The 14,732-nt window shown below is 59.4% G+C and carries 14 protein-coding genes and 1 pseudogene; 5 read left to right on the forward strand and 10 right to left on the reverse strand.

What is annotated here, in order from left to right; all coding sequences use genetic code 11:
* Positions 1–152 precede the first annotated feature (152 nt).
* Positions 153–1,961, reverse strand: coding sequence for a monovalent cation:proton antiporter-2 (CPA2) family protein (locus AC07O1_RS21715; protein ID WP_495090064.1), 1,809 nt, complete (start codon positions 1,959–1,961; stop codon positions 153–155).
* 195 nt (positions 1,962–2,156) lie between these two features.
* Here AC07O1_RS21715 and AC07O1_RS21720 point away from each other — a divergent pair, with 195 nt between their 5' ends.
* Positions 2,157–3,077: a LysR family transcriptional regulator gene (locus tag AC07O1_RS21720; RefSeq protein WP_495090065.1), complete on the forward strand. Its 921-nt coding sequence runs from the start codon at positions 2,157–2,159 to the stop codon at positions 3,075–3,077.
* Between the two features lie 23 nt (positions 3,078–3,100).
* Here the strand turns inward: AC07O1_RS21720 and AC07O1_RS21725 are convergent, their stop codons facing one another.
* Positions 3,101–3,877: a substrate-binding domain-containing protein gene (locus AC07O1_RS21725; RefSeq protein ID WP_494995239.1), complete on the reverse strand. Its 777-nt coding sequence runs from the start codon at positions 3,875–3,877 to the stop codon at positions 3,101–3,103.
* Positions 3,878–3,902: 25 nt separating this feature from the next.
* Complete coding sequence (locus AC07O1_RS21730) at positions 3,903–5,207, reverse strand: MFS transporter (protein ID WP_495090066.1); 1,305 nt, start codon at positions 5,205–5,207, stop codon at positions 3,903–3,905.
* Positions 5,208–5,416: 209 nt separating this feature from the next.
* Between AC07O1_RS21730 and AC07O1_RS21735 the strand changes: the two genes are divergently transcribed.
* Positions 5,417–5,755 (forward strand): FKBP-type peptidyl-prolyl cis-trans isomerase, encoded by a 339-nt coding sequence (locus AC07O1_RS21735; RefSeq protein WP_495090067.1) that lies wholly within the window; start codon positions 5,417–5,419, stop codon positions 5,753–5,755.
* Positions 5,756–5,760: 5 nt separating this feature from the next.
* Here AC07O1_RS21735 and AC07O1_RS21740 read toward each other — a convergent pair whose 3' ends face one another.
* A complete protein-coding gene (locus AC07O1_RS21740; RefSeq protein ID WP_495090068.1) occupies positions 5,761–6,666 on the reverse strand; it encodes a LysR family transcriptional regulator in 906 nt (301 codons plus the stop codon).
* A 110-nt stretch (positions 6,667–6,776) separates the two neighbouring features.
* Between AC07O1_RS21740 and AC07O1_RS21745 the strand changes: the two genes are divergently transcribed.
* Complete coding sequence (locus tag AC07O1_RS21745; RefSeq protein WP_495090069.1) at positions 6,777–8,027, forward strand: SGNH/GDSL hydrolase family protein; 1,251 nt, start codon at positions 6,777–6,779, stop codon at positions 8,025–8,027.
* Positions 8,028–8,041: 14 nt separating this feature from the next.
* On the opposite strand, the gene gstA is transcribed toward AC07O1_RS21745, so the two are convergent.
* From gstA to AC07O1_RS21765, 4 genes and pseudogenes are all read right to left on the reverse strand, one after another.
* Complete coding sequence (gene gstA / locus AC07O1_RS21750; protein WP_495090070.1) at positions 8,042–8,647, reverse strand: glutathione transferase GstA; 606 nt, start codon at positions 8,645–8,647, stop codon at positions 8,042–8,044.
* 263 nt (positions 8,648–8,910) lie between these two features.
* A complete protein-coding gene (locus AC07O1_RS21755) occupies positions 8,911–9,246 on the reverse strand; it encodes a hypothetical protein (RefSeq protein ID WP_494995245.1) in 336 nt (111 codons plus the stop codon).
* Between the two features lie 18 nt (positions 9,247–9,264).
* Positions 9,265–9,561 (reverse strand): annotated as a pseudogene (locus AC07O1_RS21760) (S-type pyocin domain-containing protein); the annotation flags it as partial.
* A gap of 253 nt (positions 9,562–9,814) precedes the next feature.
* The gene (locus AC07O1_RS21765) at positions 9,815–10,948 is read right to left on the reverse strand and encodes a cytochrome P450 (RefSeq protein ID WP_494995247.1); all 1,134 of its coding nucleotides are present in this window, start codon (positions 10,946–10,948) and stop codon (positions 9,815–9,817) included.
* Positions 10,949–11,029: 81 nt separating this feature from the next.
* Between AC07O1_RS21765 and AC07O1_RS21770 the strand changes: the two genes are divergently transcribed.
* Entirely contained in the window at positions 11,030–11,827 is a 798-nt protein-coding gene (locus tag AC07O1_RS21770; RefSeq protein WP_495090071.1) for an ArsR/SmtB family transcription factor, read from the forward strand.
* Between the two features lie 13 nt (positions 11,828–11,840).
* On the opposite strand, the gene AC07O1_RS21775 is transcribed toward AC07O1_RS21770, so the two are convergent.
* Positions 11,841–12,449: a LysE family translocator gene (locus AC07O1_RS21775; RefSeq protein ID WP_494995249.1), complete on the reverse strand. Its 609-nt coding sequence runs from the start codon at positions 12,447–12,449 to the stop codon at positions 11,841–11,843.
* A 105-nt stretch (positions 12,450–12,554) separates the two neighbouring features.
* On the opposite strand from AC07O1_RS21775, the gene AC07O1_RS21780 reads away from it, so the two are divergent.
* Positions 12,555–13,448, forward strand: a complete 894-nt coding sequence (locus AC07O1_RS21780; protein WP_495090072.1) for a LysR substrate-binding domain-containing protein — start codon at positions 12,555–12,557, stop codon at positions 13,446–13,448.
* A gap of 98 nt (positions 13,449–13,546) precedes the next feature.
* Here AC07O1_RS21780 and AC07O1_RS21785 read toward each other — a convergent pair whose 3' ends face one another.
* Positions 13,547–14,566 carry a branched-chain amino acid aminotransferase gene (locus tag AC07O1_RS21785; protein ID WP_495090073.1) on the reverse strand — a complete coding sequence of 340 codons (1,020 nt, stop codon included), beginning with the start codon at positions 14,564–14,566 and terminating at the stop codon, positions 13,547–13,549.
* Positions 14,567–14,732 lie beyond the last annotated feature (166 nt).

Below are 14,732 nucleotides of genomic sequence, written 5' to 3' on the forward strand. Positions count from 1 at the left end.
CGGTGTATGCCGCTCTACCTTTCTGCCGTTTTTGTAGGAGCCGAGCTTGCTCGCGATGGCGACCTGACAGTCGACCTATCTCTCGCAGACGTATGCGAATCAAAACTGTGGGAGCAAGGCTTGCCCGCGATATGGCGCCGTCACTTACACCCTCAATTTTTGCCCGTCTCTTCCTCAAGTTGATCCGCCTCGAACAGCCGCGCCAGTTCGGCTCGGGCTTCCTGGGCGCTCTGCATGACTTTCGCGGCATCGTCGTAGATCGCGTGCTGGGCTTCGAGCACTTGTTCGTCGTGATGCTTGAAACGCTCGATGCGGGCATCGGCCTGGGTCTGGCTCAAGCCCAGACCGAGCAGGGTCCGGCGACTCATTTCCAGGCTTGAATAATAGGTTTCCCGGATAGCCTCGGCACCGAGGTCGACCAGGCGGTGCACATGCTGACGGTTACGGGCGCGGGCGATGATTTTCATGTGCGGGTAGAGCTTGCGCACCCGCTCGGCGGTCTTGATGTTGGTGTCCGGGTCATCGGTGGCGATCACAAAGAATTCCGCCTGCCCGACCTTGGCCGCGCTGAGGATCTCCGGGCGCATCGGGTTGCCATAGAACACCGGTACGCCGCCAAAACTGCGGGACAGCTCGATGGTTTCCACCGACGTGTCGAGGGCGACGAACTGGATTTTTTGCGCTCGCAGAATCCGCGCCACGATCTGTCCCATGCGGCCCAGGCCGGCGATCACCACGCGAGGGGCGTCAGTGTCGATCTCGCGTAGGTGGGGCGGCACGGCGACAGGTTGGATTTTCGATTTCACCAGTCGGCCGCACATCAAAAGCAACAGCGGTGTCACCGCCATGGACAGGGTGATGGTGAGCACCTGAAGGTCGTACATTCGTGGTTCGAACAAGCCTTGATCGCGGCCGATCTTGAACACCACGAACGCAAACTCACCACCCGCCGCCAGAACGATACCCAGGCGCAGTGCACTCAGCCGGCTCAGGCCTGCGGCCAGCCTGCCGACGACAAATAGCAGAGGCAGCTTGAGCATGATCAACAGCAGCGTCAGGCCTAACACGGTCGCCGGAGCGCTGAACAACAGGCTGATATTGGCGCTCATGCCGACGCTGATGAAAAACAGCCCTAGCAGCAGCCCCTTGAACGGTTCGATCTGGGCTTCCAGTTCATGGCGGTATTCCGAGTCCGCCAGCAGCAGACCAGCGAGGAATGCACCGAGCGCCATTGACACACCCACCAGGTCCATCAGCCACGCGGTGCCGATCACCACCAGCAGCGCAGTCGCGGTCGAGACTTCCGGCAAGCCGGTTTTGGCGACGACGCGAAACACCGGTCGCAACAGATAACGCCCACCGATCACCACCACCGCGATGCTGCCCAGCACTCGCAGAACATGGTTCAAGTCCTCAGCGGCGGTCGTGGTGTGATCACCGCCGGCGAGCAGCGGCACCATGGCGATCAGCGGGATTGCGGCGATGTCCTGAAACAGCAGAATGGCAAACGCCAGCCGCCCGTGAGGGCTGGTCAGTTCCTTGCGTTCAGCGAGGCTTTGCAGGCCGAATGCGGTGGACGACAACGCCAGCCCCAGACCGAGCACGATGGCACTGTTGAGCGCCTGGCCGAACACGTAGAACGCCAGCACGCCGATCACCGAACCGGTCAACAGCACCTGCGCCAGACCGACACCAAACACTGCTTTGCGCATCACCCACAGCCGTCGCGGTGAAAGCTCAAGGCCAATGATGAACAGCAGCAACACCACGCCGAGCTCGGAAATATGGCTGACGCTTTGCGGGTTGCCGATCAACCCCAGCACCGATGGCCCGATGATTACCCCGGCCAGCAGATAGCCCAACACCGCGCCCAGTTGCAGACGTTTGGCCAAAGGCACGGTGAGCACCGCCGCGAACAGAAAGACCACAGCGGCTTGCAACAGGTTGCCTTCATGGGGCATGGCTTACTCCTGGGAATACGTCGAGCGACAAAAATTGCGGAAAATCATGGGTCAGGAAGGCGCGCAGGATAAAGGTTGCGCCGGCATCAGTCAGTCATGAGTGCCGGCTATCGCGGATTAGCGCGTTACAATTTGCATCAATTTGTTACATTCATAGGATAAGCTGATTAATTCGTTTGTCGCTGAGTGGGCGCCATGGCCATCAATTTCGACCTGAATGACTTGCAGGCTTTTCGCGCCGTGGTCGAGCAGGGCAGCTTTCGCAAGGCCGCCGACACGGTGCGCATCTCCCAACCGGCGCTGAGTCGACGGATTGAAAAGCTCGAAGACGCGCTGGGCGTCAAGCTGTTTGAGCGCACCACCCGCCGCGTTAGCCTGACGCAGGCAGGGCGAGCGTTTGCGCCCAGTGTCGACCGTTTGCTGGATGACCTGGATGTGGCACTGCTGGGGCTCAGCGATGTCGCGTCGACCCGTTTGGGTTACGTCACCGTGGCCTGCGTGCCTTCGGCGGCCTACTACTTCATGCCACGGGTGGTCGCCCAATACCATCAGCGGTTTCCACGAATCAAGGTCAAGGTTCTCGACTCGAGCGCCCATGACGTGCTGAGTGCGGTAGTCAATGGCGAGGCGGATTTCGGCTTGAGTTTCATGGGCACACTGGAGGCCGAGGTCGAGTTCGAACCACTGGTGCAGGAGCGCTATGTGGTCGCCTGTCGACGCGATCATCCCTTGGCCAGTCGCGCAAGCGTGAGCTGGAGCGAGCTGTACCAGCAGGATTACATTTCCCTCGACAAGACCTCGGGCAATCGTTTTCTGCTGGATCAGGCGCTGAGCGGGATCGTACCGGCGCGTCAGAGCATCTGCGAAACCCGTCATGTCACCACGATGATCGGCCTGGTCGAAGCCGGGTTGGGTATTGCCGCGGTGCCGTTGATGGCGATGCCCGGCAGTGACCACCCGATTCTGACTCATGTAATGCTGACCGACCCGCAAGTGATGCGCAGCGTTGGCCTGCTCAAACGCAGGGGACGGACCTTGACGCCTGCGGCGTTGGAGCTGGAGCGATTGATCGTCGAAATGAAGGTCAGCCAACCGCCAGAACCGGTCTCAGCGTAGACCGGTTCTGGCCGGCGCCAGGTTTAGCGGCTGACCGAGTCGAGTCCGGTTGCCGTGACATCTGGTTGGGCGGCCGGGGAGGCGAGGTAGTCGAGCAACGCCTTGGCTTGCGCCGGGTGTTGCGCGTCGACCGGAATGCCAGCGGCGAAGCGTGTCACCGACTGCACGGATTCCGGGATCTTGCCGACGAATGTCACGCCGGGCACCGGAAGTAATTCACTGACCTGTTGGAATCCCAGTTGGTAGTCGCCAGTGGCAACCACGGAGCCCACCGGGACTTTGGGCACCATGGTGGATTTGGCTTTGAGCTGCGGTTCGATGCCCAGGCGCTTGAACATCTGGTCCTGTATGTACACACCGCTGGCGCTGTCGGAGTAGGCTACGGACTTGGCGTTCAACAATGTCGCCTTCAGCGCCTCGACCGAGCTGATGTCCGGCTTCGCCGCACCCTCGCGCACCACCAGGCCAATCCTCGAATCGGCCAGTTCAACCCGCGACTCGGGCAAGACCTTGCCTTGTTTGATCAACTCATCCAGGGCGTAGCCAACCATGATCACCACATCTGCGTGCTCGCCACGGGCCAGGCGATTGGGAATTGCCTCAGGCGACTTGCCCATGGACGGACCGAGTGCGGTGTCGAGGGTGTTGCTGGTGGCGGCGGCGAACTTCGGGCCAAGTACTTTGTAGGCGGCGGTAAAGCCACCGGAGGTCATCACCCGCAGCTCTTCGGCTTGCACAACGGTGCTCAGGCCCATAGCGCCGAGCAATGTCAGCGCCGCGAGGTTCAGTAATTTTTTCATCGACACATCTCTGTCAGGGGTTGGCTTATTGCACGGCGGCTTGCAAACGACCGGTCGAGCGCCGGTACAGGTAAAGCGTTGCGCACAACGCACACAGGGCGGCGAAGCTCATCCAGTAACCGGGGGCGGCCTTGTCGCCGGAATACTGGATCAAGAAAGTCGAAATCGCCGGGGTAAAGCCGCCGAATACCGCAGTTGCCAGGCTGTAGGCCAGGGAGAATCCCGCCACGCGGACTTCCACCGGCATGATTTCGGTCAGTGCTGCAACCATTGCGCCGTTGTACAAACCGTAGATGAACGACAGCCACAACAGCACCAGCAACATGTTGATGAAGCTCGGTGCCTGCACCAGGTATGACAACGCCGGATAGGCTGTGGCCAGGGTCAGCAAGGTCATGGCGAGCAACACCGGACGTCGGCCGATGCGGTCAGACAGCGCGCCACCCAGTGGCAGCCAGCAGAAGTTCGACACGCCGACCAGCAAGGTCACCAGCAGCGCATCGGAAGTGCTCAGGTGCAGCACGGTTTTGCCGAAGGTCGGCGCGTAAACGGTGATCAGGTAAAACGCGGTGGTGGTCAGCGCCACCATCAGCATCCCGGCGATTACGATCTGCCAGTTCTGCAGCAGCGTGCCGAACACCTGGCGCATGCTAGGGCGGTGGCGGCGAGCAGTGAACTCTGCGGTTTCTTCGAGATTGCGCCGCAGTAAAAAGATGAACGGCACAATCATGCAACCGACGAAAAACGGAATGCGCCAGCCCCAGTCGGCAATTATCGTCGCCGGCATCCATTGGTTCAGCCCATAGCCCAGCGCGGCGGCAATGACGATCGCCACTTGCTGGCTGGCCGATTGCCAACTGGTGAAAAAGCCCTTGCGGCCCGGTGTGGCGATTTCCGCCAGGTACACCGACACGCCACCCAACTCAGCACCTGCGGAAAACCCTTGAAGCAGCCGGCCGATCAACACCAGCGCCGGGGCAAACAGGCCGATGGTCTCGTAGCCGGGCACCAGCACAATCAGAATCGTGCCGCTGGCCATGATCGACAGGGTGACGATCAAACCTTTGCGGCGGCCGACATCATCGATGTAGGCACCGAGAATCACTGCGCCCAACGGGCGCATCAAAAAACCTGCGCCAAACACCGCGAAGGTCATCATAAGCGAGGCGAATTCACTGCTGGCAGGGAAGAACGCCGCCGCGATATAGGTGGCGTAAAAACCGAAGAGGAAGAAGTCGAACTGTTCCAGGAAGTTGCCCGAGGTGACCCGGAAAATTGCACTGGCCTTGCTGCGAGCGGATGTCGCTGGCGGATGGGTAGTAGCTTGCATGTTTTGTCTCCCGCGCTTTTTATGACATGCGCAACGTGGCGCATGGATCTTATTAGGGCGCAATACTGGAGCAGGTCGATCGATATGATAAGTGCATATTTAGCATCTATTGATGCGTGAAGGTTATCACTCCAACAGAATTGCCCTGCAACGTAAAATCTGAGAAAACGCGGTCCGTGTTTAGGGCCATCGCTAACGAGAGAGCAGTAATGAACGAAGAATTGCAGGTCATCGACCTTGAATTGGGTAACGGCAAAGCGGCCGTCAAAGGCGCCTTGATTACCACCCAATACCGCGGTTTTCTGGAGGACGGCACACAGTTCGATTCTTCCTGGGATCGCGGCAAACCTTTTCAGTGCGTGATTGGCACTGGTCGAGTGATCAAGGGGTGGGATCAGGGCTTGATGGGGATGAAGGTTGGCGGTAAGCGCAAATTGCTGGTGCCGGCGCACCTGGCCTATGGCGAGCGTTCGATGGGCGCCATCACGCCCAATTCCAATCTGATTTTCGAGATTGAATTGCTCGAAGTGCTGACGCGCGACGACTGACGCTGTTACGCCTCGAACCCCGGTAACTGGCCGATTCGCGCGCTGAGAAACTCCGTGAGCAACCGTGCGCGCAACGGTCGGTAGCGGCGTTCCGGGTAGAGCAGGAACGCTTCGTTGGCCGGGCCGTTCCACTGTGGCAGGACCCGCACCAGTTGGCCGTTTTCCAGCAGATCGCTGACCAGCCAGGCCGGGGTGATGCACAGCCCTGCGCCGAGCAGCAGGCCGTCACGGATCGCCAATGAGCTGTTGGCTCGATAGCGTCCTTGAGCAATGACGGTTGCGCGTTCACCCTCGGGGCCGCTCAGTTCCAGTTGATCGCCGGTGGTCAGCCAGGCGAAGCGCAGGAAGTTGTGTGGGGCCAGATCTGTCGGGTGCTTCAAAGGCGGATGCTTGCTCAGGTAAGCAGGCGCAGCCACCAGAATCCGTGGCGATGTTGCGACACGGCGGGCAATGACATTCGGCGGTAGTACGCCTCCCAGACGCAGTGCCAGGTCGACGTTTTCCTCGGTCAAGTCGACAAAGCGGTCATTGAGGATCAGCTCGACCTCGATCTCCGGGTACTGCGCCATAAACTCCAGCAGCAAGGCATTCAGGCGCAACACGCCGAGGCTGACCGGCGCGTTGATACGTAGCAAACCTTCAGGCCGCTCGCTCAGCCCCCGCACGTCGGCCACTGCTTCGTTGTACTCCTCCAGAATTCTTTTCGTGTGCTCGTAGAAGCGTTTTCCTTGCTCGGTCGGTGTCAGCCCGCTGGTGCCGCGGGTCAACAGGCGGGCGCCCAATTGTTTTTCCAGGGCCGCGACCAGCTTGCTCGCGGTCGGTTGAGTGGTACCCAGTTCCCGTGCGGCCGATGACAGACTGCCCAGTTCGAGGGCGCGGACGAAGCAGTGCATGGCTTTGAGGCTGTTCATGGGTATTCGATATTTGAATGAGCTATATGCAATTCGTCCTTCTACCACGGTTATTTTGAATAGAACAAGCTGGTCTTCTCGAAATATCACTGCCTCAAGGAGATACCAGGATGAAAGTTCTTCGCATGACATTGCCGCTGTTTCTGTCGCTCACGGTTCTGACGGCGACGCCGGTCTTCGCCAGGGAAAACTGGGTCACTAGCTGGACGGCCAGCCCGCAGCCGATCTGGGGAAATGAGCTGCCACTGCCCACGCGAATTCCTCAGGCGCTCAGCGATAGCACTGTCCATCAGCGGTTACGGATCAGCAGCGGTGGCGATCGCGTCAGGGTGGTGATCTCCAACGAATATGGTGCCCAACCACTGGTGATTGGTGACGCTCGTGTGGCCCTTGTTCAGGGTGCTACACAGATTCGCGCCGGTTCCGGACATGCCCTGACCTTCGACGGCCAGCAACAGGTGACGATTGCCCCGGGGCAAAAGCGCGTCAGCGACCCGGTCGACCTCATGGTTCCTGCCCTCGGCGAGCTGGTCATATCGCTTTATCTGCCGCAGAGCACCCCGTTGACCACCTTCCATTGGGATGGCAAACAGACCGCCTTTATCTCGGCGGGCAATCAGCTTGGCGCTCCGCGACTGGAAGGTAGCGAACAGCTGGAGGCGCGGTTGTTTCTCAGCGATGTGCTGGTGGAGGCGCCGGTCGATACCCGCGCCGTGGTGGTGCTTGGCGACTCCATCACCGATGGCAATGGTTCGACGCTGGACAGCAATCGGCGTTGGCCGGACTTCCTCGCACAGCGATTGAGCACGCAAAATATCGCTGTGCTTAATGCCGGAATATCCGGCGCTCGTTTGCTAGACGATGGCATGGGCGTCAGTGCGTCGAAGCGCTTCGAACGTGATGTGTTGAGCCAACCCGGCGTATCCAGCGTGGTGCTGATGCTGGGGATCAATGACATCAGCTGGCCGGGCAGCACCTTCGCGCCGAATGCGCCGCTGCCATCAATCGAAACGCTGGTCACCGGCTACCAGCAGCTGATCGGGCAAGCCCGACAACACAAGATTCGCATCGTCGGGGCGACGTTGTTGCCTTTCGAAGGCGCTCTGGAGGGAAGCATCATCGAGCATTACCACAGCGCGAAGAAAGAACAACTGCGTCAAGAGCTCAACCGGTGGATCCGTAGCAGTGGAGCGTTTGATGCAGTGATCGACTTCGATAACATCGTCCGTGATCCGCAGCATCCTGCGCGGCTGTTGCCGGCATTCGACTCTGGAGACCACCTGCACCCAGGGGATCTGGGCAATCAGGCAATGGCCGAGGCGATCGACCTGAAAGCCCTGTTCCAGGTTCCTCGGCCGTAGCTTGCGAACAATGATCAGATCAAGCCTTCTACTTTCAGTGCCTGTTGCACGGCGGGGCGGGCGCCAACTCGCTTCTGGAAGGCCGAGATGGCTGGCCAGGGTGTCAGGTCGATGGCCATGTAGCCGGCCCAATTGATGATGGTGAACAGGTAAGCGTCGGCCACGCTGAACTGGTCGCCAGCGAGATAGTCCTGGCCAGTCAGGGCCTTGTCGATCAGACCCAGGCGACGGGCAATGGAGGCACGGGCGCTGTCTTTGAGTTCATCCGGGCTGGTGGGGTTGAACAGCGGTGCAAAGCTTTTGTGCAGCTCGGTTGCGATGAAATTCAGCCATTCCTGCACGCGGCTGCGAGCCATGGACCCGGTGGGTGGCAGAAGGCCGGCGGTCGGCTTCTGGTCGGCCAGGTACTGGACGATGGCCGGCCCTTCAGTGAGCAGTTCACCGTTGTCCAGCTGCAACACCGGGACGTAGCCCTTGGGGTTGATCGTATAGAAATCCACGCCACTGGCGGTGGTGTGGGACTTGAGATCAACCTTCTCCGTTTCGTGGGCCAGTCCCAGTTCGCAGAGGACGATGTGTGGCGAAAGTGAGCAGGCACCAGAGGAGTAGTAGAGCTTCATACCTTCCTCCATTTCGGCAAGTGACGTCGGGAGTCCAAACCGAGATGTCAAAAAATCAGGGAGTGGGGAACTGGCTATAAAGCATAGCGCAACAAAATGAGTCCGATGGTGGCGTTATTATGGCCTTGGCGCCTTGGCCGCATGCCCTTGATTCGTTCCCAGTGGTCGTTTCTTAAGGTATGTCTTTTTGTCATGCCGTTTCATAAGGACGCCTCCAGGCTCGAATCAGCGTCGATTATTTTTCAATTGATGAAACGCGCTGGTCAGGTAAATAGCTCGATATCTTCGAGGGTGTCCGAGATGACAGGTTCAAGAGAGGGGAATCTCGCCTTCGCACGTTCAAAGGCTGCGAGTACTTTCTCTACCTCCAACTGACCGTGTCGGCGTGCCACATGGCCAAGGGCTGTGATGGCTGCTGATGCAACGTTTTCACTCCCACTGTTCAGATAGTGCAGGCAAGTGTTCTGGGCCCACACTCCATCTGGCTCGTTAAGACCGATGGAAATCAGTGCGGCGATGACATCCGTCTCCTTTCCTTCAGCAAGAAGAGTGCTCGCTTTGTCATGGTTCATCGATGGATCTTGATAGAGCAGGCTCACTTTTTAACTCCCTGAATGTTGCCTTTGTTGTCGACCGTTCTCCAGCGCTGGGGTTGTCGAGGTATTGTCCGGAGTGACGGCCGGAGTCCGTATCAAGGTAATACCATCACCCAGATCGGCCACTTGCCGGGAGCCTTGGGCCTTAAACGTGACAACAGGAATGAGCTCCCATTCACGGCGACTCTGGGTGTTGTAGCCGTAACCTTTTAGAGTTCCGTTGGCGTTTTCTTCGACACGCAATCGAACACGTGTACGGGTGTGTTTAAGTGTCCTGAGTTGCTCTTGCGTGTACAGGGCGCTGTCGCCCAGGCTGGCTGTCGAGCTTCACGCTCTGCAAGCTCGGTTGGCGTCATGTATCGGGAGGTGCGGTAATGACCGTCACCTGACGGAGGATTCCAGACTTTTGGTATGTCCTTGTTATAAGCCATGCGCGTCCTTGTTTCGCCTGTTAAATGCGACGAGACGCTATCTCAAGTATGAGTGTCGTGGCTGTAGGACGGGTCTGAAAATGTGTCCCGGTAACGCTCGCGATGTCCGGCATGGGGAAGGGCTTCGAACACTATCGCACTCATCGCTGAACCTCCAACCGCTCGCGAAATAACGGAATACGCCCGTTCAAGGAAGGGCGGTAATCCCAGGCAAGCTGATCCAGCGCACCGTTGTGCGTCAGGATTTCGCTGAGTGTGGCGCTGGCGATGCTCAAGGCCAGTGTCTGGCCAGGGCATTGATGGCGGCCGGTGCCGAAGGTGAAGCTGCGGCGGGCCGGGCGGTAGAGGATCAAGGCGTCCGGGTTGTCGTTGAGTTGTGGGTCGCGGTTGGCTGAGGCCAGCAGCACCAGAATGACATCGCCGGGCTTGAGACTCACACCGTCGACTTCACAGGGCGCGCTGACGAAGCGCCGGGTGTTCTGGACCGAAGGATCATGGCGCTGGACTTCCGCCAGCAGGTTGCTGACCTGCGCCGGGTCGCGCAGCATTTCAGCCTTGAGGTGCGGGTTGCGGATCAATGCCAGCACGGCGTTGCCGATCAACCCGGCGGTGGCCTCATAGGTCTGGGAAAGCAGGCCAATCAGGTTTGCGAGCAGGGTGTCGGGGTCTGCCAGGCGTTGGCGAATCCCCTCAAGTAGAGGGCTTTGGTGATCCTGCGCGCTGAGGCGTTCTTTGAAGTAACCGTTCAACTGTTCCGCCGCTGCATGGGCCGTGTCCAGCAGGGCCGGGCTGCTCAGGGGCGACAGGCATGCGACGAAATCAGCCGTCAGTTCGCTGAGGGTTCGACGTTCTGCTGGAGCAAAGCCGAGCAGCGCAGCAACCACGCAAACCGGCCCCATGAACATTGCCTTGTGCAGTCCGTCGGCGGATGGGCTGGTCAACCGGGTGCGGACCAGTTCGCTAACCGCTTCGGTGTCGAGCATTTCCAGTCCCGGTTGTATGGCTGACCGGGGGCAGCGCTGGCGCTCGCCGTCGTTCATTCGCATCAACTGACCAAACACCTTGCCGGCCGCGCCGTATGCAATGGCGTTGGGCACCGGCTCGTGGGTCGGACGGACCTTGCAGTCGGGATGAGCGAGTACGGCGGTGACGGCCTGGGCGCTGCTGGCCACCCACAAACCCAGTCCCTGATGAAATGAAAGACCACCTTCGGCCCGCAGGCTGGCGTAATAAGGGTAGGGATCGGCATGTGTAGCGGCGATGATCGGGTCCACAAGGTGCTGCCTTATTCGTTGGTGGAAAGTGTTGCTACTATCTCCAGTCCGAAAGGGGCACGATTCGTCCGGGAGCGAAATATGAACGTATCGAACGTAGTGAGTGGAGAGAACGTAGAACGACACGACATCGGCGTCTCGCAGGTGGCGGCGGCGATTGCCGAGCCGGCCCGGACGAAAATCCTTTGCTCGCTGATGGACGGCCACGCGCGCACCAGTACCGAACTGGCAGTGATCGCCGACGTCAGCGCTTCCACCGCCAGCGCTCATCTGGCGAAACTCAAGGAACTTGCGTTGGTGCGGCTGCATGTTCAGGGCCGCCATCGTTATTACAACCTGGCAGATCAACGGGTCGCCCAGGCTCTGGAAGCGCTGATGGTGATCGGCCAGAACGCCGCGCCCACCTTTACTCCCCGCACCCCGGATCGCCTGCAATTCGCCCGCACCTGCTACGACCATATGGCCGGCACCTTGGCGGTGTTGATGCACGACCGGATGCTGGAAGCAGGTTGGTTGGCGATGTCGGAGCAAGGCGATCAGCAGTACGCGCTGAGTGAAACCGGTGAGTGGTTTTTCGAAGGGCTGGGCATCGAAGTGAAGTCCTTGAGCAGTCTGCGTCGACGCTTTGCCTGTTCCTGTCTCGACTGGAGTATGCGTCGTCCGCATCTCGGCGGCTCATTGGGCGCGGCGTTGCTGCAAACGGCGATCAAGCACAAATGGCTGACACAGGATCTGGACAGTCGGGCGCTGGCGTTGACGGCGACTGGACGTAAAGAGATCACGGCCAGATTCGCGATTGAGCTGCCGGCTCTGGCGAAGGTGAACCTGCGTGGTGCCACTGAGCCAGGCAGTCGCTCGGTCGCCAGCCCTTCGCCTTAGCGCCAGGTGTTCACTATCGACTGGCCGAGGCCATCAGCACGCCAAAGCCTGCGAAGGTGACGCCTGACACCTTCGCGGCCAGCCAGGATCCTTTTTGACTCGACAGCCAGCCTTTGGCCGCATTGGCGAGCAGGGCATAGCTGCCATGGATCACGATCACCAGCACGCTGTAGGAACTGACCAGGGTAAAAAACTGGCTGTAGTAGTGCGCCGAGGTGTCGATGAACTGTGGAAACACCGCAAGAAAGAAGAACACGGCTTTGGGGTTCAACAGCTGGATCGACGCCGCTTCGATGAAGCGATACCCGGGGCTGGACGAGCTCACTTCACGCTCAGGGATGAAACGATCGGTGCGCCAGCTTTTGTAACCCAGGTACAAGAGGTACGCCGCGCCTGCATATTTCAGCGCGGTGAACGCGCTTGCGGAGGTCGCGAGTATCAGGCCAACGCTGGTTGCGCTGATACCGGCAACGACAAAGGCCCCCAGGGCGATACCCAAAATACCCGGCAGCGCGCCGCGCCAGCCATGGCGCAGCGCGTTGGAAAGCGTCATGACCACGCCAGGCCCAGGACTCAGAATGGTCAAGGCGGCGAACAGTAAAAATAACCCGTAGCTATTCATCTCTCACTCCATCAGGTGGCGCTGGCTGCGTGCCCGCAGATTGGCGTGACGAGGTGAGCGTGACAAACGCTTTAATTGCACGGCATATGTGACTAAATTAGACGCATGATCAATCAACTCCCTCCCTTGAATGCTGTTCGCGCTTTCGCGGCCGCCGCTCGTCATCAGAGCTTCAGCCTCGCGGCCGAGGAACTGCATGTCAGCCACAGTGCTGTCAGTCGTCACATCAAACGGCTTGAGGAGCACCTTGGCGTGCTGCTGTTCGAGCGGCGTATCCGGCAATCGGTCCTGACCCCGGCAGGTCAGAGCTTCTTCGAACAGGTCAGCGCTGGACTGTCACAGATTGCCAACGCCGCAGCGGCACTCAAGCAACAGGCCTCGCTGCGCACAGTGAAGATCAATGTCCGTCCGACCTTTGCCCAGCGCTGGCTGACTCCCAGGCTGGCGGATTTCATGGCGCTGCACCCGGACATCAAACCTGAGGTGGTCACTTCCACACTGGCGCCCGATCACGCACGGGACGGGTTCGACATTGTTATTCGACGTGGCCGCGACGGCTGGGCACCCGACATTCAGGCACAGGTACTGTTCGAAGATGAATTGCTGCTGGTCGCGGCGCCTTCGCTGATCAAGCGTCTACCGCTCGACGACTTGAACGCCCTGAGCCGACATACCTTGCTGACCGCCAAGACACGCCGCGAGGATTGGCACAACTGGGCCCTGCGTTTTGGCGAAGCGCAGTCAGCGACTCAGTCGGCGCTGCAATTCGATCACATGCATCCGGTGCTTCAGGCCGCTGTAGAGGGACAAGGCATTGCCTTGTGTCCGGCCTCGTTGCTGGGCAGTGACCTGTCGAGCGGTCGACTGATCTGTCCGCTGCCTGACTTGCGTATGCCGTTGCCGCGTTATTACTACGGTGTCTCGCCGGACGTGACGACGCAGACTCAGGTGTTTCTGGAGTGGTTGTTTGCCAAAATCGAAGAGGACGCCATGCGGTAGGTCGGTTGATCGCAGGATAATTGAGGTCTTGAGCGCCCGCAAAAAGCCCACCCACCGCGCAAGCGATGGATGGGCTTTTTAGTGCCGCAAGCGCTGGATCAGACCTTGACGATCCAACCCTCTGGCGCTTCGATGTCGCCAGTCTGCACACCGGTCAGCTCTTTGTAGAGCTTCTGGGTGACCGGGCCGACTTCCGTCTGGCTGTAGAACACGTGCAGTCTGTCGTTGTAGTCGATGCCGCCAATCGGCGTGATCACGGCGGCAGTACCGCAGGCGCCGGCTTCCTTGAAGTCGCCGATTTTGTCGATGAACACGTCACCTTCAACGACTTCCATGCCCAGACGACTTTTTGCCAGTTCGATCAGCGACAGGCGGGTGATGCCCGGCAACACTGAAGGGGATTTGGGCGTGACGAATTTGTTGTCGTGGGTGATACCAAAGAAGTTGGCCGAGCCGACTTCTTCGATTTTCGTGTGGGTCATTGGGTCCAGGTAGATGCAATCGGCGAAATGCGCCTTCTTGGCCAGGGAACCGGGCATCAGGCTGGCGGCGTAGTTGCCGCCGACCTTGGCTGCGCCGGTGCCTTGTGGTGCAGCGCGGTCGTAGCTGGAGATCAGGAAGTTGTGCGGGGTCAGGCCGCCCTTGAAGTAGGCGCCGACCGGGATGCAGAAAATCGAGAAGATGAACTCGGGAGCGGTGCGCACGCCGATGTTGTCACCCACGCCGATCACGAACGGACGCAGGTATAGCGCGCCGCCAGTGCCGTACGGCGGAATGAAGCGCTCGTTGGCACGAACTACGGCCTTACAGGCTTCGATGAAATCTTCGGTTTCGACCTGCGGCATCAGCAGGCGAGCACAGCTGCGCTGCATGCGCAGGGCATTCTGGTCCGGACGGAACAGGTTGATCGAGCCGTCCTTGCAACGATAGGCCTTCATGCCTTCGAAGCATTGCTGGCCATAGTGAAGGGCAGTGGAGCCTTCGCTGATGTGCAGCACGTTGTCTTCAGTCAGGGTGCCTTTGTCCCACGCACCGTTACGCCAGTACGACAGAAAACGCTTGTCTGTCTTGATGTAGTCAAAACCCAGCTTGTCCCAATTAATGCTTTCGTTACCCATGACACCCTCTATCACTTAACAACCGTCGGAACGGTTCAAGGCTTCTGACGTTTTTTTGGATGGGGACAACAATACTTCATTCCGGGCCTAAATCGCAGCCCGGAATGCGGTTACTGATCGTTCCCATGCTCCGCGTGGGAATGCCTCAACGGACGCTCTGCGTCCG

This window comes from Pseudomonas sp. GW821-FHT07G10, assembly GCF_059418545.1.